The sequence below is a fragment of the Pseudomonas sp. FGI182 genome (genome assembly GCF_000511325.1).
Taxonomy (GTDB): Bacteria; Pseudomonadota; Gammaproteobacteria; order Pseudomonadales; family Pseudomonadaceae; genus Aquipseudomonas; species Aquipseudomonas putida_Z.
In genome coordinates, this window is record NZ_CP007012.1 from 3807758 (window position 1) to 3826443 (window position 18686).

Below are 18686 nucleotides of genomic sequence, written 5' to 3' on the forward strand. Positions count from 1 at the left end.
CTCACTGAGCCAGGGACAGGTACTGCCCAACCAGTCCGGTAGAAAGCAGGGCCCAGCCATCCAGCGCAACGAACAGCACCAGCTTGATAGGTACCGAGATGATCACCGGGCTCATCATCATCATGCCCAGGGCAAGCAAGATACTGGAGACCACCAGGTCGACGATGACGAAGGGCAGATACAGATAGAAACCGATCTTGAAGGCGGCTTCGATTTCGCTCAGTGCATAGGCTGGCAGCAGCGCAAACAACGAGGGTTCCAGCTTTTCATCGAACGCGCCATCGACGGCATTCGGGTTCTCGCGCGCGATCTGCGCCCGCTCGAAGAACTGTGCCAGGTCTGGGTCGGTGTACTTGGTCAGGTATTCGCGGTAACTGCCCAGGCCGTTATCGAGGAACGCCACCACCGCATCGATATTGGTGAACTCAACCCGGTTTTCCTTGTAATAGTCATAACCTTGTTGCACCACTGGGCTCATGACGAACATCGCCAGTAATAGTGCAACGGCGTTGAGGGTCATGTTCGATGGCACCTGCTGCAAGCCCAGAGCGTTGCGTACGATAACGAAGACAATCGAGAACTTGATATAGCAGGTGCCCGCGGCAATCAGGAATGGCAACAACGAAGCCACTGCCAACAGCCCGATCATTGAAACGTCATTCATTACCCGTGCCCCGCCCCACCTCACGCAGCTCGACGCCCAGGCGATCGCCTAGCTGGACCAGCTCACCCACAGCAATGCACTTGCCAGCGACACGAACTTCAACGTTGCTCAAGGCCGTGGATTCCAGGGGCAGCACCTGGCCCTCGATGAATGCGTTGAGCGCAGCCAGGCTCAGGGTGAGTTCGCCCAGTACGAATTCAAGTTTGACCGGCAGCTCCGATAGCACGCTGGGAGCGGCCGGCGAAAGGTTATCCGGAGGGGGGAGTTGCATGTGCAGACCTTCCTTGACAAAGGTGAACTGGCCGATACACAGGTCGGCCATGAAGAGTTGTCGGGTTTGCTCGGCGATGACCAGCACATCGCCCATCGCCAGTTGCCGATAGGGCAACCGAGCCAGCTCGCTGTTACCGAGCACGACTCGCAGGACCTGCGGCACGGCCTGCAACCAGGCTTGCAGCGGGCGCGAAGCCTCCTTGCGCTGGCTCGGCCCTTCCACGACCCACACGTCGCTCTGGGGCGTTGCAATGCAGGGCAGACAAGCCCCTTGCAGCGCCTCTCCCTGAATGAGCTCGAACGCGAACAGGCGCTGGTAGTCCAGCAGCTCGGGCGCAACTTCGACGGGCCGGCTGACCGCCGAGAACAGTTCCAGAGCCTCCTGGCCTGTGCCCTCTTGAAGCAGCCATTGCGACCACTGCGGAGCCACGGCGTGCAACCACTCGCGAGCCCCGATCATGCCTTGCCAGAGGCCGTGGCAACCTTGGGCCCAGAAGGCTAGATAACGTGTCTGTGGCGAGGGTTGGCTCAACCGCACAGGGTGCCCCTCACGCTGCCAGCGGGCCACGGCATGGCGCCGCTCATAATCAAGTGGCGCAACGCAGCGCAACAACAGGGTGGAGGTCACGCCTGCTGCCCTCCCTGCTCCCCTGTATCTCCAAGCGTTTGACGGCTCTCCTCTTCGAACTCCTCCTCCGCTCGCTCCTGCTGATGACGGTCACGGTGTTCATGCCTCTGCTGATCAGCCAAACGCCAACGCGGATCCGGCACCTGCGCCAGGTTGTCGCTCAAATAGCTGGAAACCAACGAGCTGTCTGGATTGAGCAACAACTGCTCGGGGCGTTCGCCGCCCGCCTTGCTGACCGTGATCAGACCCACAGCATTACCTTTGCTGAAGGGCACCTGAAGATAGCCCCTACCCTCCTGGGCAGTGCTGGCTTCAGGCGCCGGCTTCGGTTCAGATGTCGGGTTGGCAGCCACCGCCGAGTGCGTTACGCGGTGCAAATGCAGTGACTTTTCCAGCAAAGGCAGTGGTTGCGCCGGTAAGGCTTGAGGCGTTTCCTGCTTGACCGGTCTGTCGGCGACAGCTCGATCACAGGCCCAGAGCGCACTGACAACAGTGGTCCGATCAAGCTCCTGTGTCCGCATGACGACCGGCAAGCGGGTAGACGACGATGGAACTTTCTGCTGGGCCGACGCATCGATGGCAGCCTGAACGGGTGTGGCGAGCGCAGTGGCAACGGACGCCTGAACAAGCACCTGCGCAGCGATCGGTAAACGCGTAGCCTTCAACGCAGGTCGAGCATCAACCCGTGCCGGCGATGAAGGCACGGAAGGCTGCTTCATTGACACATGTATCGTCTGATCCACCGATACTTTGGCCGACCTGGACTCAGTCTCGGCCTCTGGGCGCAGCGCTGCCAGCGATGGCTTTAGCGGGAGCTCGCGCAGTGGCTGCAACTGCGCCAACATTACAAGCGCGCCCTGCGGCAAGTCGTCCAGTGCCTTACGGTCTTCAGAGACGTGCGGTTGAACTTCATGGCCGAGCTCATCGGAGGGTAAAAAATCTTTGACCGGGCGGACTGCCACTACAAGAGGGCGCACTACGCTCATTTCCAATTCACCAATAGTTCATCAATGTCACGTTCTTCCTGGCGCCACAGACGTGAACGACGCTCGCCCAGCAAACGTTGCTCCAGACTCTGGTACTTCATATGCTTTCTCTGCAGCGCCTTGATATGCCGTTGCAAACGCTCGACCCCTTGAACCGCCTCTTGGTGCTGGTCCATCACGCGGATGCGCTCCAGCGCCAGGTTACCGATCTGCCGCCGAATGACAGCCTGACGCCGCAACAGGGCCAGCAACTGCGCATGGCTCAACCGCAGGTCCTCGGGACGTTGACTTGTCATGAGCTCATCGAGCCCCAGAGCCTGCTGCTCGATCGCCTGCAACTCACGCTGAAGCGAAGCCAATGCGCGCAAGGCCTGATCGAGCCCTCGCTCACACGCCTGCTGCTGGTAGTCGCTGAATTCCAGCAGCCGCCGGACACTAGCCAAGCAGACCATGCAGGCTCTCCAGCGCGGCCTGAGGCGCACATCTCTCGCTCAAATCCTGGCAAAGCCACGCCATCAACGCTTCGCGACAGGCCATGGCCTGATCGTTAGCCGCATTTTCCCCGGATCGGTATTCCCCCAAATCGAGCAATACCTGCAGCTGCTCGATGCGGCGCAACACCTTGCGGGTGTTGGCCGCCAGTTGCTGAACATCGTGTCCGGTGACTTGATGCGCCACCCGACTGGCACTACGGAGCACATCGATTGCCGGGAAATGACCGCTGGCGGCCAGCTGGCGGCTCAGGTAGATATGCCCATCGAGAATGGAGCGAATCTCCTCGGCAACAGGGTCAGGTTCATCGTCGCTTTCCAGCAGTACGGTGTAGAACGCGGTGATGCTCCCGTTGACGGTCACGCCCGGACGTTCGAGCAAACGCGGCAGGGAGTCGAACACCGAAGCGGGATAACCGCGCCGCGCCGGCGCCTCACCCGCCGCCAACGCGAGGTCGCGGCGAGCACGGGCATACCGGCTCATCGAATCAAGCATCAAAACCACCTGCCGGCCTTGATCACGGAAATACTCGGCGATTGCCGTTGCCTGTAATGCTGCATTGCAGCGGTCGATCGAGGAGAAGTCCGAGGTCGCGTACACCACCACACACCGCGTGCATTTATCCGAATGACGCAACGTCTCGACAAACTCGGTGACCTCCCGCCCCCGCTCTCCGATCAGCCCGATGACGAACACATCGGCTTCGCTGTGGGCGATCAACATGTTCATCAACGACGTCTTGCCTGATCCCGCCGCGGCAAAGATGCCGATGCGTTGACCAATGCCGCACGTCAACAGGCCATCGATCGCCCGTACGCCGGTGGCCATCGGCTGGCTTACCGGGCGACGCTCGTGGTAGGCCGGAGGAGCGGCATCCACTGCACAATCGCGACCATCGAATGCATCGCCGGGGGCCAAACGTTCGACTATCCGCCCCTGGGGGTCGATCACACTACCGAGCATGGCAGCGCTGCAATACAGGCTGAGCAATGAACCGGTAGGCACGATCAGCGATTCACGGGACAACCCTCGCGCATCACCCAGCAAACTGAGCAATACCGCATCGGGGCTGAAGCCGATCACTTGCGCGCGAGCGCTCACCGCAGTGTCCCGCCAGTTTCCGCGCACCTCGCATACTTCGCCGATCACCACATCGTGCAGTGCCGCTTCGAGAAGGGGACCATTCAAACGCAACGGGTGGGCAGCACGGCGCTCCAGCGATGGCCGACTGATTGGCAGTTGCATAGTGCATTCTCCTAAAGGGTCTTGAGCACAGTCACTGAAATGGCGTCGGAAATCTCGCCAAACGACACCACGTCCAGTTCCCGATAACGGCCCTCGATCAGTTTCTTGATATAGCGCCGCACATCCACCGAGGCCAGGATGACCATGTCTTTCTGAGGGATGTGCAGGCTATCGAGCCCGACTGCCAATCGGTCCATAAGCTCTTCGCTGGCGGAAGGCTCCAGGTTGAGGAAGCTTCCACTAGAGGTGTGGCGGATACCCTTGCGCACCACGTCCTCGAACTCCGGCGAGAGCAGCAGAACGCGCAGGTCATTGCCGTTGGCAAATTTGTTACTGATGTAGCGCGCCAGGCCGCCGCGCACATGCTCGACCAACACAATCACGTCTTTCTCGCGCGAGCCCCAGTGAGCAAGCGTTTCAAGAATCAGTTTCATGTTGCGCACCGAGATACGCTCGGCGACCAAGCGTTGCAGGAGCTCAGCGACTTTCTGTACCGGGGCATGGCGATAGACCTCTTTGACCAGGTCCGGGTAGCGCGCTTCCATCTCGTCGAGCAGGACCTTGCTCTCCTGCACCCCGAAAAACTCCGAAATATTGCGAGCCAGCAGGGTTACCAGGCAGCGATAGAATTCGTCATGAGCCGTACGCAAATGATGCCCTAGGTTCTGCAGTTTTTCGCGCTCGCTGCTGCGCACCCATATGCTGGTTTGCTTATTGCTGTCGACGCCCCTGGTCAAGTCCAGGCCGAGATGCTCAAGCTCTGGCTTGTAATCGACAACACGTAGCAGGTCGAAGTGGATATCGAACTGGTCTGCACGAACCTCGTTGATCAACACCGCGACTTGCCCAATCGGCAGTGAGTCGGCACCGCGCAATCGGGGTTCGGGGATCCGGATACCGTAATCGATGAAGAACTGGCTGCGAAAACGCTCACATAATCGAGCCTCGCGTAGCGCTTCGACGCGAGCGCTTGGCACCAGCAGCATCAAGGCGACGGTTTCGGTGGCCATGTCATCGACGTTCTCGATCAGGCCCAACTCGCTTTCGGGTTCCCCCTCTTCACCCGCCAAAGACACAACGGGGGCAGTACCCGAGTTTTTCTTCTCCAGCCGGTAGCGAAAGAACAGCAATGCCACCAGCGCACTGGCGATGATCAGAAACACCGCAACCGGGAACCCTGGCAGCATCGCCACACCGACCGCCAGCAAGGCAGTGATACCCAGCACAAAAGGATGCCCCAGCAGTTGGGTCATCATGTTGCGCCCCAGGTTGGCCTCGTCTCCGTTGACACGGGTCACGATGAAACCTGCACCAATGGCGATCAACAGCGCGGGAATCTGCGCTACCAGGCCGTCACCGATAGTCAGCAACGTGTAGGTCGACAGCGCCTCGGACATGTCCATTCCCAGTTGCCCGACACCGATTGCGATCCCCCCCAGAAAGTTGACGAAGATGATGATGATCCCGGCGATCGCATCGCCCTTGATGAACTTCATGGCGCCATCGAAGGACCCGTACAACTGGCTTTCGCGCTCTAGCGTACTGCGCCGCTCACGCGCCTCCTTGGCATCGATGACACCGGCCTTGAGGTCGCCATCGATGCTCATTTGCTTACCCGGCATGCCGTCGAGGGAAAACCGCGCCGCCACTTCCGCCACGCGTTCGGAACCCTTGGTAATGACGATGAACTGCACGATGGTGACAATCGCGAAGATCACGAAGCCCACCACCAGGCTGTCGCCAATCACAAACTCGCCGAAAGACGCGATGATTTCACCGGCATCGGCCTGCACCAGGATCAGCCGGCTGGTACTGATCGATAACGCCAGACGGAACAACGTGGTGATCAGCAACAGCGCGGGAAAGGTGGAAAAACTCAGGATCCGCTCGATGTAGAACGACCCCATGAAGACGAGGATCGCAATGACGATGTTCAGACCGATCAGAAAATCCACCAGCGGCGTCGGCAATGGAATGATCAGCATGGCGATGATCATCACCATCAGGGCCAGGATCAGCAGCTCGGGGCGAGAAGTGACATTGCGCAGGAATTTATCGAGCATGATAAGTACCGACCTTCAAGATCAGGAGGCGAAACGAGCCGTCAATGCGGCATGTCGCTCGATGGTTTCATGGGCAAACACCAGGTCGGCCAAATGCGTGAATTGCGCTGCGATGCGCGCCAGTGCCTCGTCATCGCCAAACAGCTCCAGCGGCAGCGCCAGGCAGGCCAGTCGCAACAGTTGCAGCAGTTGCGCGCGCTCGTGGTGTTCAACCAACAACAAGCGCTCCCCAAAGAGACCTGACAGCAACGAGTCGAGCTCGTCGGGAAACTGCAACAGCCCCAACAAGAACACCAACCAGTCCGGCTCGCTGGCGTTATGCTGGCAAACCAGCTCGTGTACAAGCAGCCCGTGGATGAACACGACATCAACCGAACGCAGACGCTTGAGGTCACCCAGTTTTTTCAGCAACTGGCCAAACTCGTCGCGTGAACAACTGGGGTCCTGGGCATCGATGTCCGTCAGTAACGCAGCCTCGATGAACTCCAGGACAGAGCCACGGTGCTGATAACCGTAGAGGGCTATCCAGTCCTCATAGGACTCGACCGGGCCGCCTTCGGACTCCAGGAACGCGCGATAGGTGTCACGCAACAAGGCCGCCCGCAACGCCAGCACCTTGCCAAACATCTTGGCTTTGAGTGCCGAATTGATACCAGCCTTCAAACGCCTGGGTGGCGACTGAACGAGCACCTGTTGCAGTAGCGCCTCCAGACGCCGGCGAGTCGCCTCGGCCATCACTTTTTCCCGCAACAGTTGGCGCAGTACCAGCACCAGATCGCTGTCATCGGGAAACAGCCCCCGGGCCTGTGCCAGCAGCCATTCGATGCTGCGCTCGGCAAGCTTGGCCAGCGACTGTATTTGCCGAGCCTTGGGAATCACATCTTCATCCAGAACCCGCTCGAAGCTATCTGCCAAGCCTTCGAACTTGTCGCCGAAATCGCCTCTACGGCGAAACTGCGAACGCAGGGACGCCGCCATCTCATCGCTGTTTTCAACGAATCGCTGGACGCTGGCTGCTGGAGAAGCATCGTCGTCTGCCGCTTCAACGACCTTTGCCTGGGGCTCGCTGCCCTGATGCGTGCGCGGCATCTGTATGCGCGGCAGCACTGCGCCAATAGCAGCCATATCAGCGCTCCAGCGCGCGCAGCACCGCGCGGTCGGCCGGGTCACGCGCCACCTTGCCGATCACCTGCGAACCAATCTGCATAGCGCCTGGTGCCAACGGACTGTCGAGCTCTTTAGGTTGAATCAGAAACACCCGAACCGTGTTGGATTCACGGGCCTGGCGATAGCTGAAAATCCTCCCCAGATAAGGAATATGCCCCAGCACCGGAATACGCTTGATCACCTCTCCACTCTCGTCACGGGTGAAGCCGCCTACCAGCAGACTTTTGCCTCGAGGCACCCGGGCAACTGTGCTGATACGCGTTCGGCCAACCGTCGGCAACGCGTCGATCGCGGACGACTCCGTGGTCGAGTCGACCACGCTGCCGTCCTCGATATTGAGCGCCATTTCAACCTCTCCGGAAGCTGATATCCGTGGCAAGACGCTGATCAAGGTGCCGTAAGTGACGTGTTCGAGCTCAACACTGCGCTCACCGATCAGCCGCGCATAGAACGTACGGTTATTGTCGAAAATCGCCGGAACGTTTTCTTGGGTCAGCACGACTGGCCGCGAAACCACCCGGGCGCGTTTGTCGGTTTCCAACGCCGAAATGGCAGCCATGAACGAAGTGCTATCCAGCGTGCTCAGCGAGCCGCCGTTGAGCGATGCTGCCACCTTCGAGCCAACCTTGAACGACCCCTTCCAGTCGACGCCCAACTCATTCAGATCGTCCTTCTGCAGGTCGATGATCCACAGGGAGAGCTCGACATGGCGCTTTGGCTCATCGAGCGCAGCAACCAGATTCTCGATAAAAAGCACCTGTTCCGGGAGCCCCTTGACCAACAGGCTATTGGTATCGGGATAGGCCACTACGCGGATATTCCCGACAGCCAGATCACGAGCGATGATCCGCGGTGTAGTCGTGTCGGAAGATACGGACTCGGGAACACCCAACCCCTCCAATGGAAAGCTCGGCATGCCACCCGGACGCCCTTCTCCGTCCTTGTTGATCACCGCGTCGACACCACGTTTCTCCCCCTTGAGCAGCGTCTCGATAGCCGTCGCAATGCCTGGTACCGTGATGCTTTGGTCACGCAACTCGTAATTGCGATCTGCAACGAAGGTATTGCGCAAATTGATAACGCCAATGCGCTGCTGTCCGAGTTGCAAGCCGGCACTTTGGTTGTCCATGAATTGCGCAGCCTGCGCCACCAGGTCGACATAGATCGGCGGGCCGGAAATGTAAAAGGTCCGCAATCCATCGTGGCGCAAAGGGTATCGGGCATCGCGCAAACCAGAGTTGCGCAGGAAGGCCTCCAGCTTCTGGACAGTGATGGTATTCAACGAGATGACGGTACTCTTCGCTTCGGCCGCCTCATAGACATACAACGTCTGACCATCGCTGTACCAGATCAGCGCCATTTGACGAACAATACGCTCCAGCGTCTGCTGCGGTGCGGCGAGCGAAAAATCGCCACTGATGGTGCGCCGAGCGGCTGCTTTGCTGAGGATGACCGGTTTACCCAAGGACGCTGACAGTGCATCGAAGAACGTGCGCAGGCCTTCCTGACGAGCCACATAACCCTCTCCAGCACGAACAGAGGCAACCGATGAAGCCATAGGCAACATGCAACAAAGCACGAGCGTGACAGCTCGCGGACACATACTTTTAAACTTCATGAGTTCATTCGCCAGACAGGCCGGTTATATCGATCAAACTACTCGGCGCAATTCCGACCAGCTCTCGAATCTCTTTAGAAAAATGCGAGGAAGAGGCATAGCCAAACTCCAAGGCAACGTCGGTCAGAGAGGTCGCGCCTTCAGCCATACTCAAAAGCGCTCGTGCCGTACGCCACCCCCGCAACTCGGACTTGGCTGCACCACCCAGGGCTTGACGGCAAAGTCTTCTAAAGTGTGAGACCGATACGCCATAGCGACCAGCAAGGTCCTGGAGCTTTTCACCGCCGGAACTTTGCTCCAGCAAAAAACCAAGCAACTGATAATGCTCACTGCTGCGCAGATGACGGGCAAAAGCCCGATAGGCAGCGTCATCCTGCAACGCAAGGGTGAGATACCAGGACTCCAGCGCCGGCGCCGCTCGCCGTTGGCCACGACCTTCGCTCAACGCGGCCCAGGGCTCGCCTGGAGCAGGTCGCACCTCAGGCACGCCTCCCTGGTCGATGAACAGCTGCAATTTGAAAAGATTCGTTTGCGACAACGGCAGCACCCAGGCACTGCCACTGAGCACTTGCAACCCCGGGCGTAGAACCAGCAAGCCCTGCCACCCTGGCGCCAGGCACAAGAAAGCCGAACCCTTTCGATGCGCCAGACACAGAACGTCAGAGCCATTGCTAATACGAATAACTTGCTCACCAGACTGCACAAGGGCACACCAATCCCTCAGGGGTAAAATCGAGTCTGGTTTTTCGCCCGCCCCCACTTCAGCTACCACTATCACAATCACCCGGAATAGATTCTCAGTCACTATGCTGAAGACCCACCGAACAATCTTGATGAGAAACTGATGACAACTGCCAATTCGATGCGCACGAGCGCCCATCAAACTGAATCACCCCTGGTTTCGTAGACACCTCCAAGCCTCATAATGAGACCCAAAGAGGAGGTGCCATGAGTCGTCAGCGTTACCCTGAAGAATTCAAGATCGAAGCGGTCAAGCAAGGACCGAGAAAGGCAAGCCTGTCGCCGATGTTGCCCAGCGCCTGGGCATGTCTGTTCACAGCCTCTACGCCTGGATCGAGCTTCTACAGCAAACCCCAAGAGCAGCGTCAGTACGGAGGAATTCAAGCTGTATACAGCGACATTTCCGGAAAAGACTTGATGAGAAATTGTTATACGGCTGGCGCGCTTTACGTTGGGCAGCTGTTCGGTTGCGGTCGGGCTAGGCGTGGCGGCGTTGGTGCTGTTTGGTTTCTGGGCCTGATCAACACCTGCGCTACACCGTTATCGTTTTCACCGCGGATGGCTCGTTTGTTATCAAGTTCGAGTGCTGGTCAGCGTTTCCGTCAGGCATGCAAGCAGTAGCCATCCGCATAAACTGACACCCAGGAACAGAAGCCCCAGGCTCATCGGCAGCTCGCTTTCGACGCCAGCAACCAGACTGCCGGCCAAACCACCACCTGCAAACATCAATGTCGTATTCAGCGACGCTGCCGCACCGGCCTGCTGCGGGTAACGCGCCAAGGCTTGGGTCGTCGCAGCAGGACGCACCAGCGTTGTCCCCGTCGTGCAGATGATCATCGGCAGCATAAGACTCGCCACCGTCAACCCTGCCACCTGCTCCCAGATCAACAGCGTGATGCCCCCGGCAGCTATGAGCAGGAATCCTATCTTGGTCTGAACCTGCGGGCTTATACGATTGTTCTAATAGGTCGCGGCTGCTCCGCCGCCGGCGAACAGCGCGGTTGTCCGTTGTGCGGACTACTCTCAGTAATTGAAATCATGACCCAGCTGGCCCTGCACCCATTCAAGGAATTGTCGAACCCTGGGGGTTTCAGCATGGCCTCGCGGAAATACCAGGTGGTGGGCACTGACGGGCGTCGCCAAGTCTTCCGCAAATACCGGTACCAACTCGCCCCGGGCGATATAGTCCTGCGCCAGCAGGGAACTCTCCAAGGCCAACCCATACCCATGGCTGGCGGCCTCCAGGCTCATGTAGGAGCGATCGAAGCTCAGGGCGTAGGGGGTTTGTGGCAACGCCACGCCTTGCTGGGCGAACCATTGGGGCCATTGCACCAATGCGGCTTCCGACAGGATCAGGTTCTGCCCCAGCAGATCACCCGGCTGCTTGATAGGCGTACGCTCCAGAAGCTGTGGCGAGGCCAGCACAGTTGCACGCTCATGCCGGATGGTGCGCACTTCCAGGCTGGGCCAGTTGGGGTAGCCATGACGGATATCCAGATCGATCTGATGGCGGCCGAAGTGCAGCGACTCGTAGGAGCACGACAGGTTGATCTGGATCTGCGGATGACTGTTACGAAAATGGTCCAGGCGCGGCAGCAACCAGAGCAGGCCGAAGCTAGGCGCGGAATGAAGCCGCAAGCAATCGAAGCCCACCGAGTTGCCGGCGCGCTCGGTGGCCGTAGCCAGGCTTTGCAATATGCCTGACACCTCGCGCAGGTACTGCTCTCCGGCCGGGGTCAATGCAACACCGCGCGCCTCGCGAATGAATAATGGACGACCGATCAAGGCTTCCAGATTAGCGATCTGGTGGCTCACCGCAGAGGGCGTGAGGTTCAACTGCTCTGCGGCCCGTGCAACGTTGCCGAAGCGAGCAACTTGCTCGAAGGCCTGAATTGCTTTCAGGGAAGGGATCTGAGGCGATTTTCTGAGGATGTCCAGGCTCATGACCATTTCCTGAAAGATTCGAAGCGATACCAAGGCTTTTACCTTCCTGTAAGCCCCAGGCACAAGTCGAGGGCTGAATTTTTTTCAGCACCGGGTGAAGGAGGCAGCGTTGCTCGGGGTGCTGTCCCGGACGAAGCTGTGCCTATCGGTTCTGCCGGAACCGCCGCTCACAACAACAACCATCTGGAGCACCTTCGATGCTGTTAACAGGAAAATTTGCCGTGATCACTGGCGCGGCCTCTGCCCGCGGCATCGGCCGCGCAACAGCCCAGGCGTTTGCCGCTCAGGGCGCCAAAGTCGCGATTCTGGACCTGGACGCCTCTGCCGCAACCGAGGCTGCCGCTTCACTGGGCGAAGGCCACCTCGGCGTGGCTGCCAACGTTGCCGATGAAGCACAAGTGCGTGATGCCATCGCTCAAGTGCTCGCGCAATTCGGTCGGATCGACGTGCTGGTAAACAATGCCGGCATCACTCAACCGGTGAAAACCCTGGAAATCACAGGGGCGGACTATGACCGGATTCTCAACGTGAACCTTCGTGGCACCTTGCTTATGTCCCAGGCGGTGATCCCAACCATGCGGGCGCAACGCGCTGGCAGCATCATCTGCATGTCTTCTGTGTCTGCCCAGCGTGGTGGCGGCATCTTCGGTGGCCCTCACTACAGCGCGGCGAAGGCTGGCGTGCTTGGATTGGGCAAGGCGATGGCCCGTGAACTGGGACCGGACAATATTCGCGTCAACTCGATCACGCCAGGCCTGATTCACACTGACATCACCGGCGGCCTCATGCAGGATGAGCGCCGTCACGCCATCATCGAAGGCATCCCCTTGGGCCGCCTGGGCGAGGCGCGCGATGTCGCCAATGCGGCTTTGTTCCTGGCCAGTGACCTGTCCAGCTACCTGACAGGCATTACCCTGGATGTCAACGGCGGGATGCTGATCCACTGAGCACCCGGTGCATCGTGACCTGCACCCGAGCCCGGCGCAGGCCACGCGTTCGATAACAACAAGAGATCAGAACGAATGACCACATTAGCGCTCGATGCGGTATCCGCCGCACGCAGCAGTGCCTACCGTAAAACGGCCTGGCGACTGATGCCTTTTCTCATGCTCTGCTACCTGTGCGCCTATCTGGACAGGGTCAATGTCGGCTTTGCGAAGCTGCAGATGATGGACGACCTGGCCCTTTCCGAAGCGGTCTACGGACTGGGCGCCGGCATGTTCTTCATTGGCTATTTTCTCTGCGAGGTGCCCAGCAACATCATTCTGCACAAAGTGGGCGCTCGACGCTGGATCGCTCGCATCATGATCACCTGGGGCATCATCTCGGCGATGTTCGCCCTGGTGGAGACAGCCTGGCAATTCTATACCCTGCGGTTTTTGCTGGGGATCGCCGAAGCAGGCCTGGCACCAGGGCTTCTGCTGTACCTGACCTATTGGTTCCCGTCTTACCGCCGGGCAAAGATGACCGCGCTGTGGTTCATCGCGATTCCGCTCTCGGGCATGGTCGGTGGCCCCTTGTCGGGTTGGATCATGGAGCGCTTTGCCGGCGTTCACGGCTGGGCGGGCTGGCAGTGGATGTTCCTGCTCGAAGCCATCCCAACGGTACTGGTGGGCGTTCTGGTGCTGAGCTACCTGAAGGATGGCGTCGATCAGGCTCACTGGTTGAGCGACGAAGAAAAAGCCCTGGTGCGCAAGGAACTGGCTGAAGACGAGCAACACAAGGTAAACCATGGCTCGGTGGCCGACTTCATCCGCGACCGTCGGCTCTGGTTGCTGGCGGGCATCTACTTCTGCGTAGTGATGGGCCAGTACGCAATCACGTTCTGGCTACCCACACTGGTACGTAATGCCGGCGTCAGCGAACCTTTGCACATCGGCCTGCTGACCAGCCTGCCGTACCTGTGTGCCATCGTCGCGATGCTGTGGGCCGGGCGCAGCGGCGACCGTCACCGTGAACGCCGCTGGCATCTGGCGATCCCCATGCTGATCGGCGCACTGGGCCTGAGCCTCGCCGCAGCACTGGGCAGCAGCCTGACGCTTTCGATCCTCAGCCTGTGCCTCGCAGCGGCTGGAGTGCTATCCGCCTCTTCACTGTTCTGGATGCTGCCCACCACGCTGCTGGGAGGTGTATCGGCGGCGGCAGGCATCGCGGCGGTGAACAGTTTCGCCAACCTTGCCGGCTTCTGCTCGCCGTACCTGATCGGCTGGGTCACTACCACCTTGGGCAGCAATGCCATCGGCATGTATCTCATCACGGCCGTACTCATGTTTGGCGCCTTCCTGGTGTCACGAGTACCGGCTCATCTGGTCAATCGTTGATTCGATAAAGGAGTCACTTCAATGACTGCTGTGCCTACCTACACCGAGGCGCTGCCGCTGGCTGTGCGCGCTCGCAATATTCGCCGCCACGCATTGCGCATGGGGCAAGTCCAGGGCCAGGGCTATGTCGGCCAGGCGCTGGGCGCCGCCGACCTGCTGGCGGTCGCGTATTTCCATGCGCTGCGCCTCGACCCCGGCAACCCCGAATGGGAGCAGCGCGACCGTTTCTACCTGTCCATCGGGCACTACGCGATTGCCCTCTATGCCGCACTGATCGAGGCCAGCGTAATCCCAGAGGATGAGCTTGAAACCTACGGTAGCGACGATAGCCGCTTGCCCATGTCTGGTATGGCTGCCTATACCCCAGGCATGGAGATCACCGGTGGCTCGCTCGGCCACGGCTTGGGCATCGCCGTCGGCGCTTGCCTCGGGCTCAAACGCAAGGGTTCGGACAGCTGGGTCTACAACCTGCTGTCCGATGGCGAGCTCAACGAGGGCTCGACCTGGGAGGCCGCCATGTCGGCCAGCCATTGGCGCCTGGACAACCTGATCGCCATCATCGATGTGAACAACCAGCAGGCGGATGGCCATTCCAGCGAGGTACTGGCCTTCGAGCCAATCGTCGACCGTTGGCAAGCCTTTGGCTGGTTCGTCCAACGCGTGGACGGCAATGACCTGGATGCGCTGGTCGGCGCCTTCGACCAGGCCCGCACCCACACCGGGGCGCAACCGCGCGTGATCATATGCGATACCCGCATGGGCAAAGGCGTGCCTTTCCTGGAAAACCGCGACAAGACGCACTTCATTCGCGTCGATGAAAACGAATGGGACCTCGCCCTCAAGGCGCTGGACGCCGGGAGCCAAGCATGAGCACTGTGAACTCACCCAAGAAACGCCTGACCACCTCGGCCATGATCGCTTCGATTGCCGCCGACGGCCAGCCGACCCGCCCTGCCCCGTTTGGCCATGCCCTGGCAAGCCTTGCCGAGCAACGTCAGGATATAGTTGGGCTAAGTGCCGACCTGTCCAAGTACACCGACCTGCACATCTTCGCCAAAGCCCACCCCGAGCGCTTCTATCAAATGGGCATGGCCGAACAATTGCTGATGAGCGCCGCTGCTGGCATGGCACGGGAAGGCATGACCCCCTTTGCCACCACCTATGCGGTATTCGCTTCCCGTCGGGCCTATGACTTCATCTGCATGGCAATCGCAGAAGAGAACCTCAACGTCAAGATCGTCTGCGGGCTGCCTGGCCTGACCACCGGTTATGGTCCTAGCCACCAGGCCACGGATGACCTGGCCATCTTCCGGGCGATGCCCAACCTGATGATCGTCGACCCCTGCGATGCGCTTGAGATCGAACAGGCTGTGCCAGCGATCGCTACCCATCAAGGGCCGGTCTACATGAGGCTGCTGCGCGGCAACGTACCCGTGGTGCTCGATCGCTACGATTACCAGTTCCAGCTGGGCAAGGCACAGGTGCTGCGCGGTGGTCGGGATGTGCTGTTGATTGCCAGCGGCCTCATGACCATGCGTGCGCTGGAGGCTGCCGAGCAGCTGCAAAAGGACGGTGTGGATGTATCGGTGCTGCATGTACCCACCATCAAACCGCTCGATGAGCAGACCATCCTCGCCGAGGCACGCAAGCCTGGTCGCCTGGTGGTCACTGCGGAAAACCACTCGATCATAGGGGGCCTGGGAGAGGCAGTTGCGGGCGTGCTGTTGCGCAATGGGGTCACTCCAACCTTCCGCCAGATCGCGCTACCGGATGCATTTCTCGACGCGGGTGCACTTCCGACCTTGCATGACCGTTACGGGATCTCCACTGACGCTGTGTCCAGGCAAATCAAGGCGTGGCTTTAACCGTAGCTATGGGTAAAACCTCAAGCGCGGCGGAGACGGACCGCAGCCCCTGAGATACAGGCCATGATGAAAAATGCTCCGTACCTTTCGATACGGAGCATTTTCTGAAGCAACGAAGATAGCGTTAACGGGGCTGCTACGCAGCCCATCGCCGGCAAGCCAGCTCCCACAGGTACTGCGCAGAACTCAGGAGTTGCGCGATCTCTGTGGGAGCTGGCTTGCCGGCGATGGGCCGCAAAGCGGCCCCCAATTACTTAGCTGACAGGCTTTAGCCTTCCAGCCCTTTCTTCAGCGCCGCCAGGCCGTCTTCATAGATACCAGCGAACAACGCAGTTGCTTCAGCATCGCTGATACCCACCGGCAGGAACGAACCGGACCATTCCACGCGAGACCCACTCACGCCTTGTCCAGTTTTCTACAATACATCCCCAGAACCGCTGGCTAACGTGACCGCTCCTGATACAACCTGAGGATGCAACGTGATGCCCGCAAAACTGGTCATAGGCGACTTCGCCAAATCTTCATGGTCGTTCCGCGCCTGGCTGGTGCTGGTGAGCGCGGAAGTTTCGTTCCAGACGCTGCAAATCCCGCTCGAACAGCCCGACACCCACCAGCGCATTCTCGAGCATTCGCCCTCGGGCAAAGTCCCGGCCTTGCTGGTCGACGGCATCGTCATCAACGACAGCCTGGCCATCTGCGAGTACCTCGCGGAAACCCATCCCCACGCCCGGCTCTGGCCCGAAGACGCACGCCTGCGCGCCCAAGCCCGCGCAGCCGCGGCGGAGATGCACGCCGGATTCACTCATCTGCGCACCCAGATGTCGTTCGGGCTGAACACCGGGGACCATGTCGATGAACTGCAGGAACAAACCCGGGAAGAGATCCGGCGCATCTTCTCGATCTGGAGCCACCTGCTCGCAGCCAGCGGCTCGCACACTTTCCTCTGTGGCAGCTTCGGCATCGTCGATGCCATGTTCGTACCCGTGGTCTTTCGCTTCCGTCGCTACGGTATCGAAGTGCCGGCCCCTCTGCAGGGCTACGTCAGCAATGTACTAGCCCACCCCGCGGTTCAGCAGTGGGTGATGCTGGCCGCCAAGCAAGCCTGAGCCCATGAGGACAACCCAAGCATCAGTTTCTTCAAAGCCCCGAGAGAGGAAAGGACAACAACCGTGGAGCCTATAGCGTGACGACTTACCTCATATGGCTACTTCCCCCCGTGGTCATCGCAGTAGCCATCGCCAGCGGTCGCCTGAACACCACCTTCGCCGCACTGCTGGGGTTGATCGTGGCCATCCCGGTCGCCTCGCTCACCGGCCCTGCCCCATTTGCAGGCAGCAACCTGCTTCAGGCGCTGGCGCGCGGGCTTTGGATTGGCAGCACGATTGCGCCCTACATTGTTGGCGGGCTGTTGTTCTGGCAGGTAGCGATACGTGAGACCTCGCCTGGCGCCTTGGGGGCTCTGCCAGCTGGCAGCCGGCCCCCGGTCGATGGCCCGGAGGCCATGCGCGCACGCCGCAGACTGCTGTTTTTTGCCTGCTTCCTGATCGGGCCATTCGCAGAGTCTGCCACCGGCTTTGGCGTGGGCATGCTGGGTACGGTCGCCCTGTTGCGCAACTTCAAGCTGGCCCCGCACCAGCTGATGGTATTTGCGCTATTGAGCCAGACGCTGATCCCGTGGGGCGCCATGGGCAGCGGTACGATGCTTGCCGCCGCCTACGCGCGAATTCCCGCGGCTGATCTTGGCCTCTATGCGACCATCCCTGTCGCCTTGCTCATGCTGATATGGCTGCCGTTGTTCTGGCGCACGGCGCGCCAGGCGCAAATGCCAGCATCCTTTGCCGAGTGTGCCGGCGAAGCCTGCTGGATCGTGAGCGGCCTTGCACTGCTGGCAGTCGCCACAGCCTGTCTCGGCCCGGAAACCGCGTTGCTCGCGGCCTTCGGCCCGTTGATCGTGCTCCGTTACATACGCGACACCCAACCCGATAGACAGCAACTCATCGCCACAACTCGCCGGGTACTGCCGTTCATGGCACTGATTGGCGGGCTGGTGCTGACCCGGCTGGTACCTGGCCTGAAGGAAGGCCTGACCACCCTTGGCAAAGTGGCACCATTCGGCGATCTCCCGGCGTGGTCACCTTTGTTCCATGCCGGGAGCTGGTTGATCGTAGGCAGTGTCCTGACCAGCGCATGGCGAGGTCATGCGCAACGCCTGCCGCTGGAGTTGCGCTGCGCCTGGGCTACCGGAAAGAACGCGGTACTGACGGTCTTGCTGTTTGCCATGATGGCCGAAGTCCTCTCCATGGCAGGTATCTCACAGGCGTTTGCCGAGGGCATGTTCACCACGCTGAATGCGGGGGCGGTCCTGCTGACCCCGCTGGTCGCCGGTGCGTTTGGCATCCTGGCCAATAGTGGAAATGCCCCGAACAGCCTGTTCATGCCGTCTCAGGTTGCGCTCGCGGTCCAGGCCGGCCTCAGCATTCCGGCCATTGCCGCGCTGCTGCACGTTTCAGGCACATCCATGAGCCTTTTTTCTCCAGTGCGCATGTCGATAGCCGCCAGCCTGGCCACCGCAACCGGCCAGGAGCGCAAGGCGTATGGGGTGGTGCTGCCCTACGCGATAGCCGGTTTTGCCCTGCTGATGGCCATGGCCGTCGGCGTCGTGCTGGTGCGCTAGGCGCA

Annotated in this window: 17 protein-coding genes and 2 pseudogenes; 7 read left to right on the plus strand and 12 right to left on the minus strand. The window is 60.0% G+C overall.

Annotated elements, in window-relative coordinates; genetic code table 11:
• Nucleotide 1: 1 nt before the first annotated feature.
• From C163_RS16835 to C163_RS16875, 9 genes are all read right to left on the minus strand, one after another.
• Nucleotides 2–664 (minus strand): EscR/YscR/HrcR family type III secretion system export apparatus protein, encoded by a 663-nt coding sequence (locus C163_RS16835; protein ID WP_025339847.1) that lies wholly within the window; start codon nucleotides 662–664, stop codon nucleotides 2–4.
• Nucleotides 657–1565, minus strand: a complete 909-nt coding sequence (locus C163_RS16840) for a FliM/FliN family flagellar motor switch protein (protein WP_025339848.1) — start codon at nucleotides 1563–1565, stop codon at nucleotides 657–659. The genes C163_RS16835 and C163_RS16840 overlap by 8 nt, the downstream gene beginning before the upstream one ends.
• Nucleotides 1562–2551, minus strand: a complete 990-nt coding sequence (locus C163_RS16845) for a hypothetical protein (protein ID WP_025339849.1) — start codon at nucleotides 2549–2551, stop codon at nucleotides 1562–1564. The genes C163_RS16840 and C163_RS16845 overlap by 4 nt, the downstream gene beginning before the upstream one ends.
• Nucleotides 2548–3003: a hypothetical protein gene (locus C163_RS16850; protein WP_025339850.1), complete on the minus strand. Its 456-nt coding sequence runs from the start codon at nucleotides 3001–3003 to the stop codon at nucleotides 2548–2550. Before C163_RS16850 ends, C163_RS16845 begins: the two co-directional genes overlap by 4 nt.
• Entirely contained in the window at nucleotides 2987–4288 is a 1302-nt protein-coding gene (gene sctN, locus C163_RS16855; protein WP_038408217.1) for a type III secretion system ATPase SctN, read from the minus strand. Before sctN ends, C163_RS16850 begins: the two co-directional genes overlap by 17 nt.
• Before the next feature lie 11 nt (nucleotides 4289–4299).
• Complete coding sequence (locus tag C163_RS16860) at nucleotides 4300–6351, minus strand: EscV/YscV/HrcV family type III secretion system export apparatus protein (protein WP_025339852.1); 2052 nt, start codon at nucleotides 6349–6351, stop codon at nucleotides 4300–4302.
• A 21-nt stretch (nucleotides 6352–6372) separates the two neighbouring features.
• The gene (gene sctW / locus C163_RS16865; RefSeq protein WP_025339853.1) at nucleotides 6373–7476 is read right to left on the minus strand and encodes a type III secretion system gatekeeper subunit SctW; all 1104 of its coding nucleotides are present in this window, start codon (nucleotides 7474–7476) and stop codon (nucleotides 6373–6375) included.
• A 1-nt stretch (nucleotide 7477) separates the two neighbouring features.
• Nucleotides 7478–9034 carry a type III secretion system outer membrane ring subunit SctC gene (gene sctC / locus C163_RS16870; protein ID WP_025339854.1) on the minus strand — a complete coding sequence of 519 codons (1557 nt, stop codon included), beginning with the start codon at nucleotides 9032–9034 and terminating at the stop codon, nucleotides 7478–7480.
• Nucleotides 9035–9140: 106 nt separating this feature from the next.
• Entirely contained in the window at nucleotides 9141–9731 is a 591-nt protein-coding gene (locus C163_RS16875) for a helix-turn-helix domain-containing protein (protein WP_256220374.1), read from the minus strand.
• A 353-nt stretch (nucleotides 9732–10084) separates the two neighbouring features.
• On the opposite strand from C163_RS16875, the pseudogene C163_RS26640 reads away from it, so the two are divergent.
• Nucleotides 10085–10246, plus strand: a pseudogene (locus tag C163_RS26640) (transposase); the annotation flags it as partial.
• Between the two features lie 204 nt (nucleotides 10247–10450).
• Here the strand turns inward: C163_RS26640 and C163_RS16880 are convergent.
• Nucleotides 10451–10861 (minus strand): annotated as a pseudogene (locus C163_RS16880) (multidrug transporter CflA); the annotation flags it as partial.
• A gap of 39 nt (nucleotides 10862–10900) precedes the next feature.
• Entirely contained in the window at nucleotides 10901–11821 is a 921-nt protein-coding gene (locus tag C163_RS16885; protein ID WP_025339857.1) for a LysR substrate-binding domain-containing protein, read from the minus strand.
• Nucleotides 11822–12018: 197 nt separating this feature from the next.
• Here C163_RS16885 and C163_RS16890 point away from each other — a divergent pair, with 197 nt between their 5' ends.
• The 4 genes from C163_RS16890 to C163_RS16905 all read left to right on the plus strand — a co-directional run bounded on the left by C163_RS16890 (nucleotide 12019) and on the right by C163_RS16905 (nucleotide 16007).
• The gene (locus tag C163_RS16890; RefSeq protein WP_013973349.1) at nucleotides 12019–12768 is read left to right on the plus strand and encodes an SDR family NAD(P)-dependent oxidoreductase; all 750 of its coding nucleotides are present in this window, start codon (nucleotides 12019–12021) and stop codon (nucleotides 12766–12768) included.
• A 75-nt stretch (nucleotides 12769–12843) separates the two neighbouring features.
• Nucleotides 12844–14142 carry an MFS transporter gene (locus C163_RS16895; protein ID WP_025339858.1) on the plus strand — a complete coding sequence of 433 codons (1299 nt, stop codon included), beginning with the start codon at nucleotides 12844–12846 and terminating at the stop codon, nucleotides 14140–14142.
• 21 nt (nucleotides 14143–14163) lie between these two features.
• Complete coding sequence (locus C163_RS16900) at nucleotides 14164–15012, plus strand: transketolase (protein ID WP_025339859.1); 849 nt, start codon at nucleotides 14164–14166, stop codon at nucleotides 15010–15012.
• Complete coding sequence (locus C163_RS16905; RefSeq protein ID WP_025339860.1) at nucleotides 15009–16007, plus strand: transketolase family protein; 999 nt, start codon at nucleotides 15009–15011, stop codon at nucleotides 16005–16007. The genes C163_RS16900 and C163_RS16905 overlap by 4 nt, the downstream gene beginning before the upstream one ends.
• Nucleotides 16008–16275: 268 nt before the next feature.
• Here the strand turns inward: C163_RS16905 and C163_RS27535 are convergent, their stop codons facing one another.
• Nucleotides 16276–16407, minus strand: a complete 132-nt coding sequence (locus C163_RS27535; protein ID WP_371257948.1) for a hypothetical protein — start codon at nucleotides 16405–16407, stop codon at nucleotides 16276–16278.
• A gap of 82 nt (nucleotides 16408–16489) precedes the next feature.
• On the opposite strand from C163_RS27535, the gene C163_RS16910 reads away from it, so the two are divergent.
• Both C163_RS16910 and C163_RS16915 read left to right on the plus strand, forming a co-directional pair.
• Nucleotides 16490–17113, plus strand: a complete 624-nt coding sequence (locus C163_RS16910) for a glutathione S-transferase family protein (protein ID WP_025339861.1) — start codon at nucleotides 16490–16492, stop codon at nucleotides 17111–17113.
• Between the two features lie 77 nt (nucleotides 17114–17190).
• A complete protein-coding gene (locus tag C163_RS16915; RefSeq protein WP_025339862.1) occupies nucleotides 17191–18681 on the plus strand; it encodes a hypothetical protein in 1491 nt (496 codons plus the stop codon).
• Nucleotides 18682–18686 lie beyond the last annotated feature (5 nt).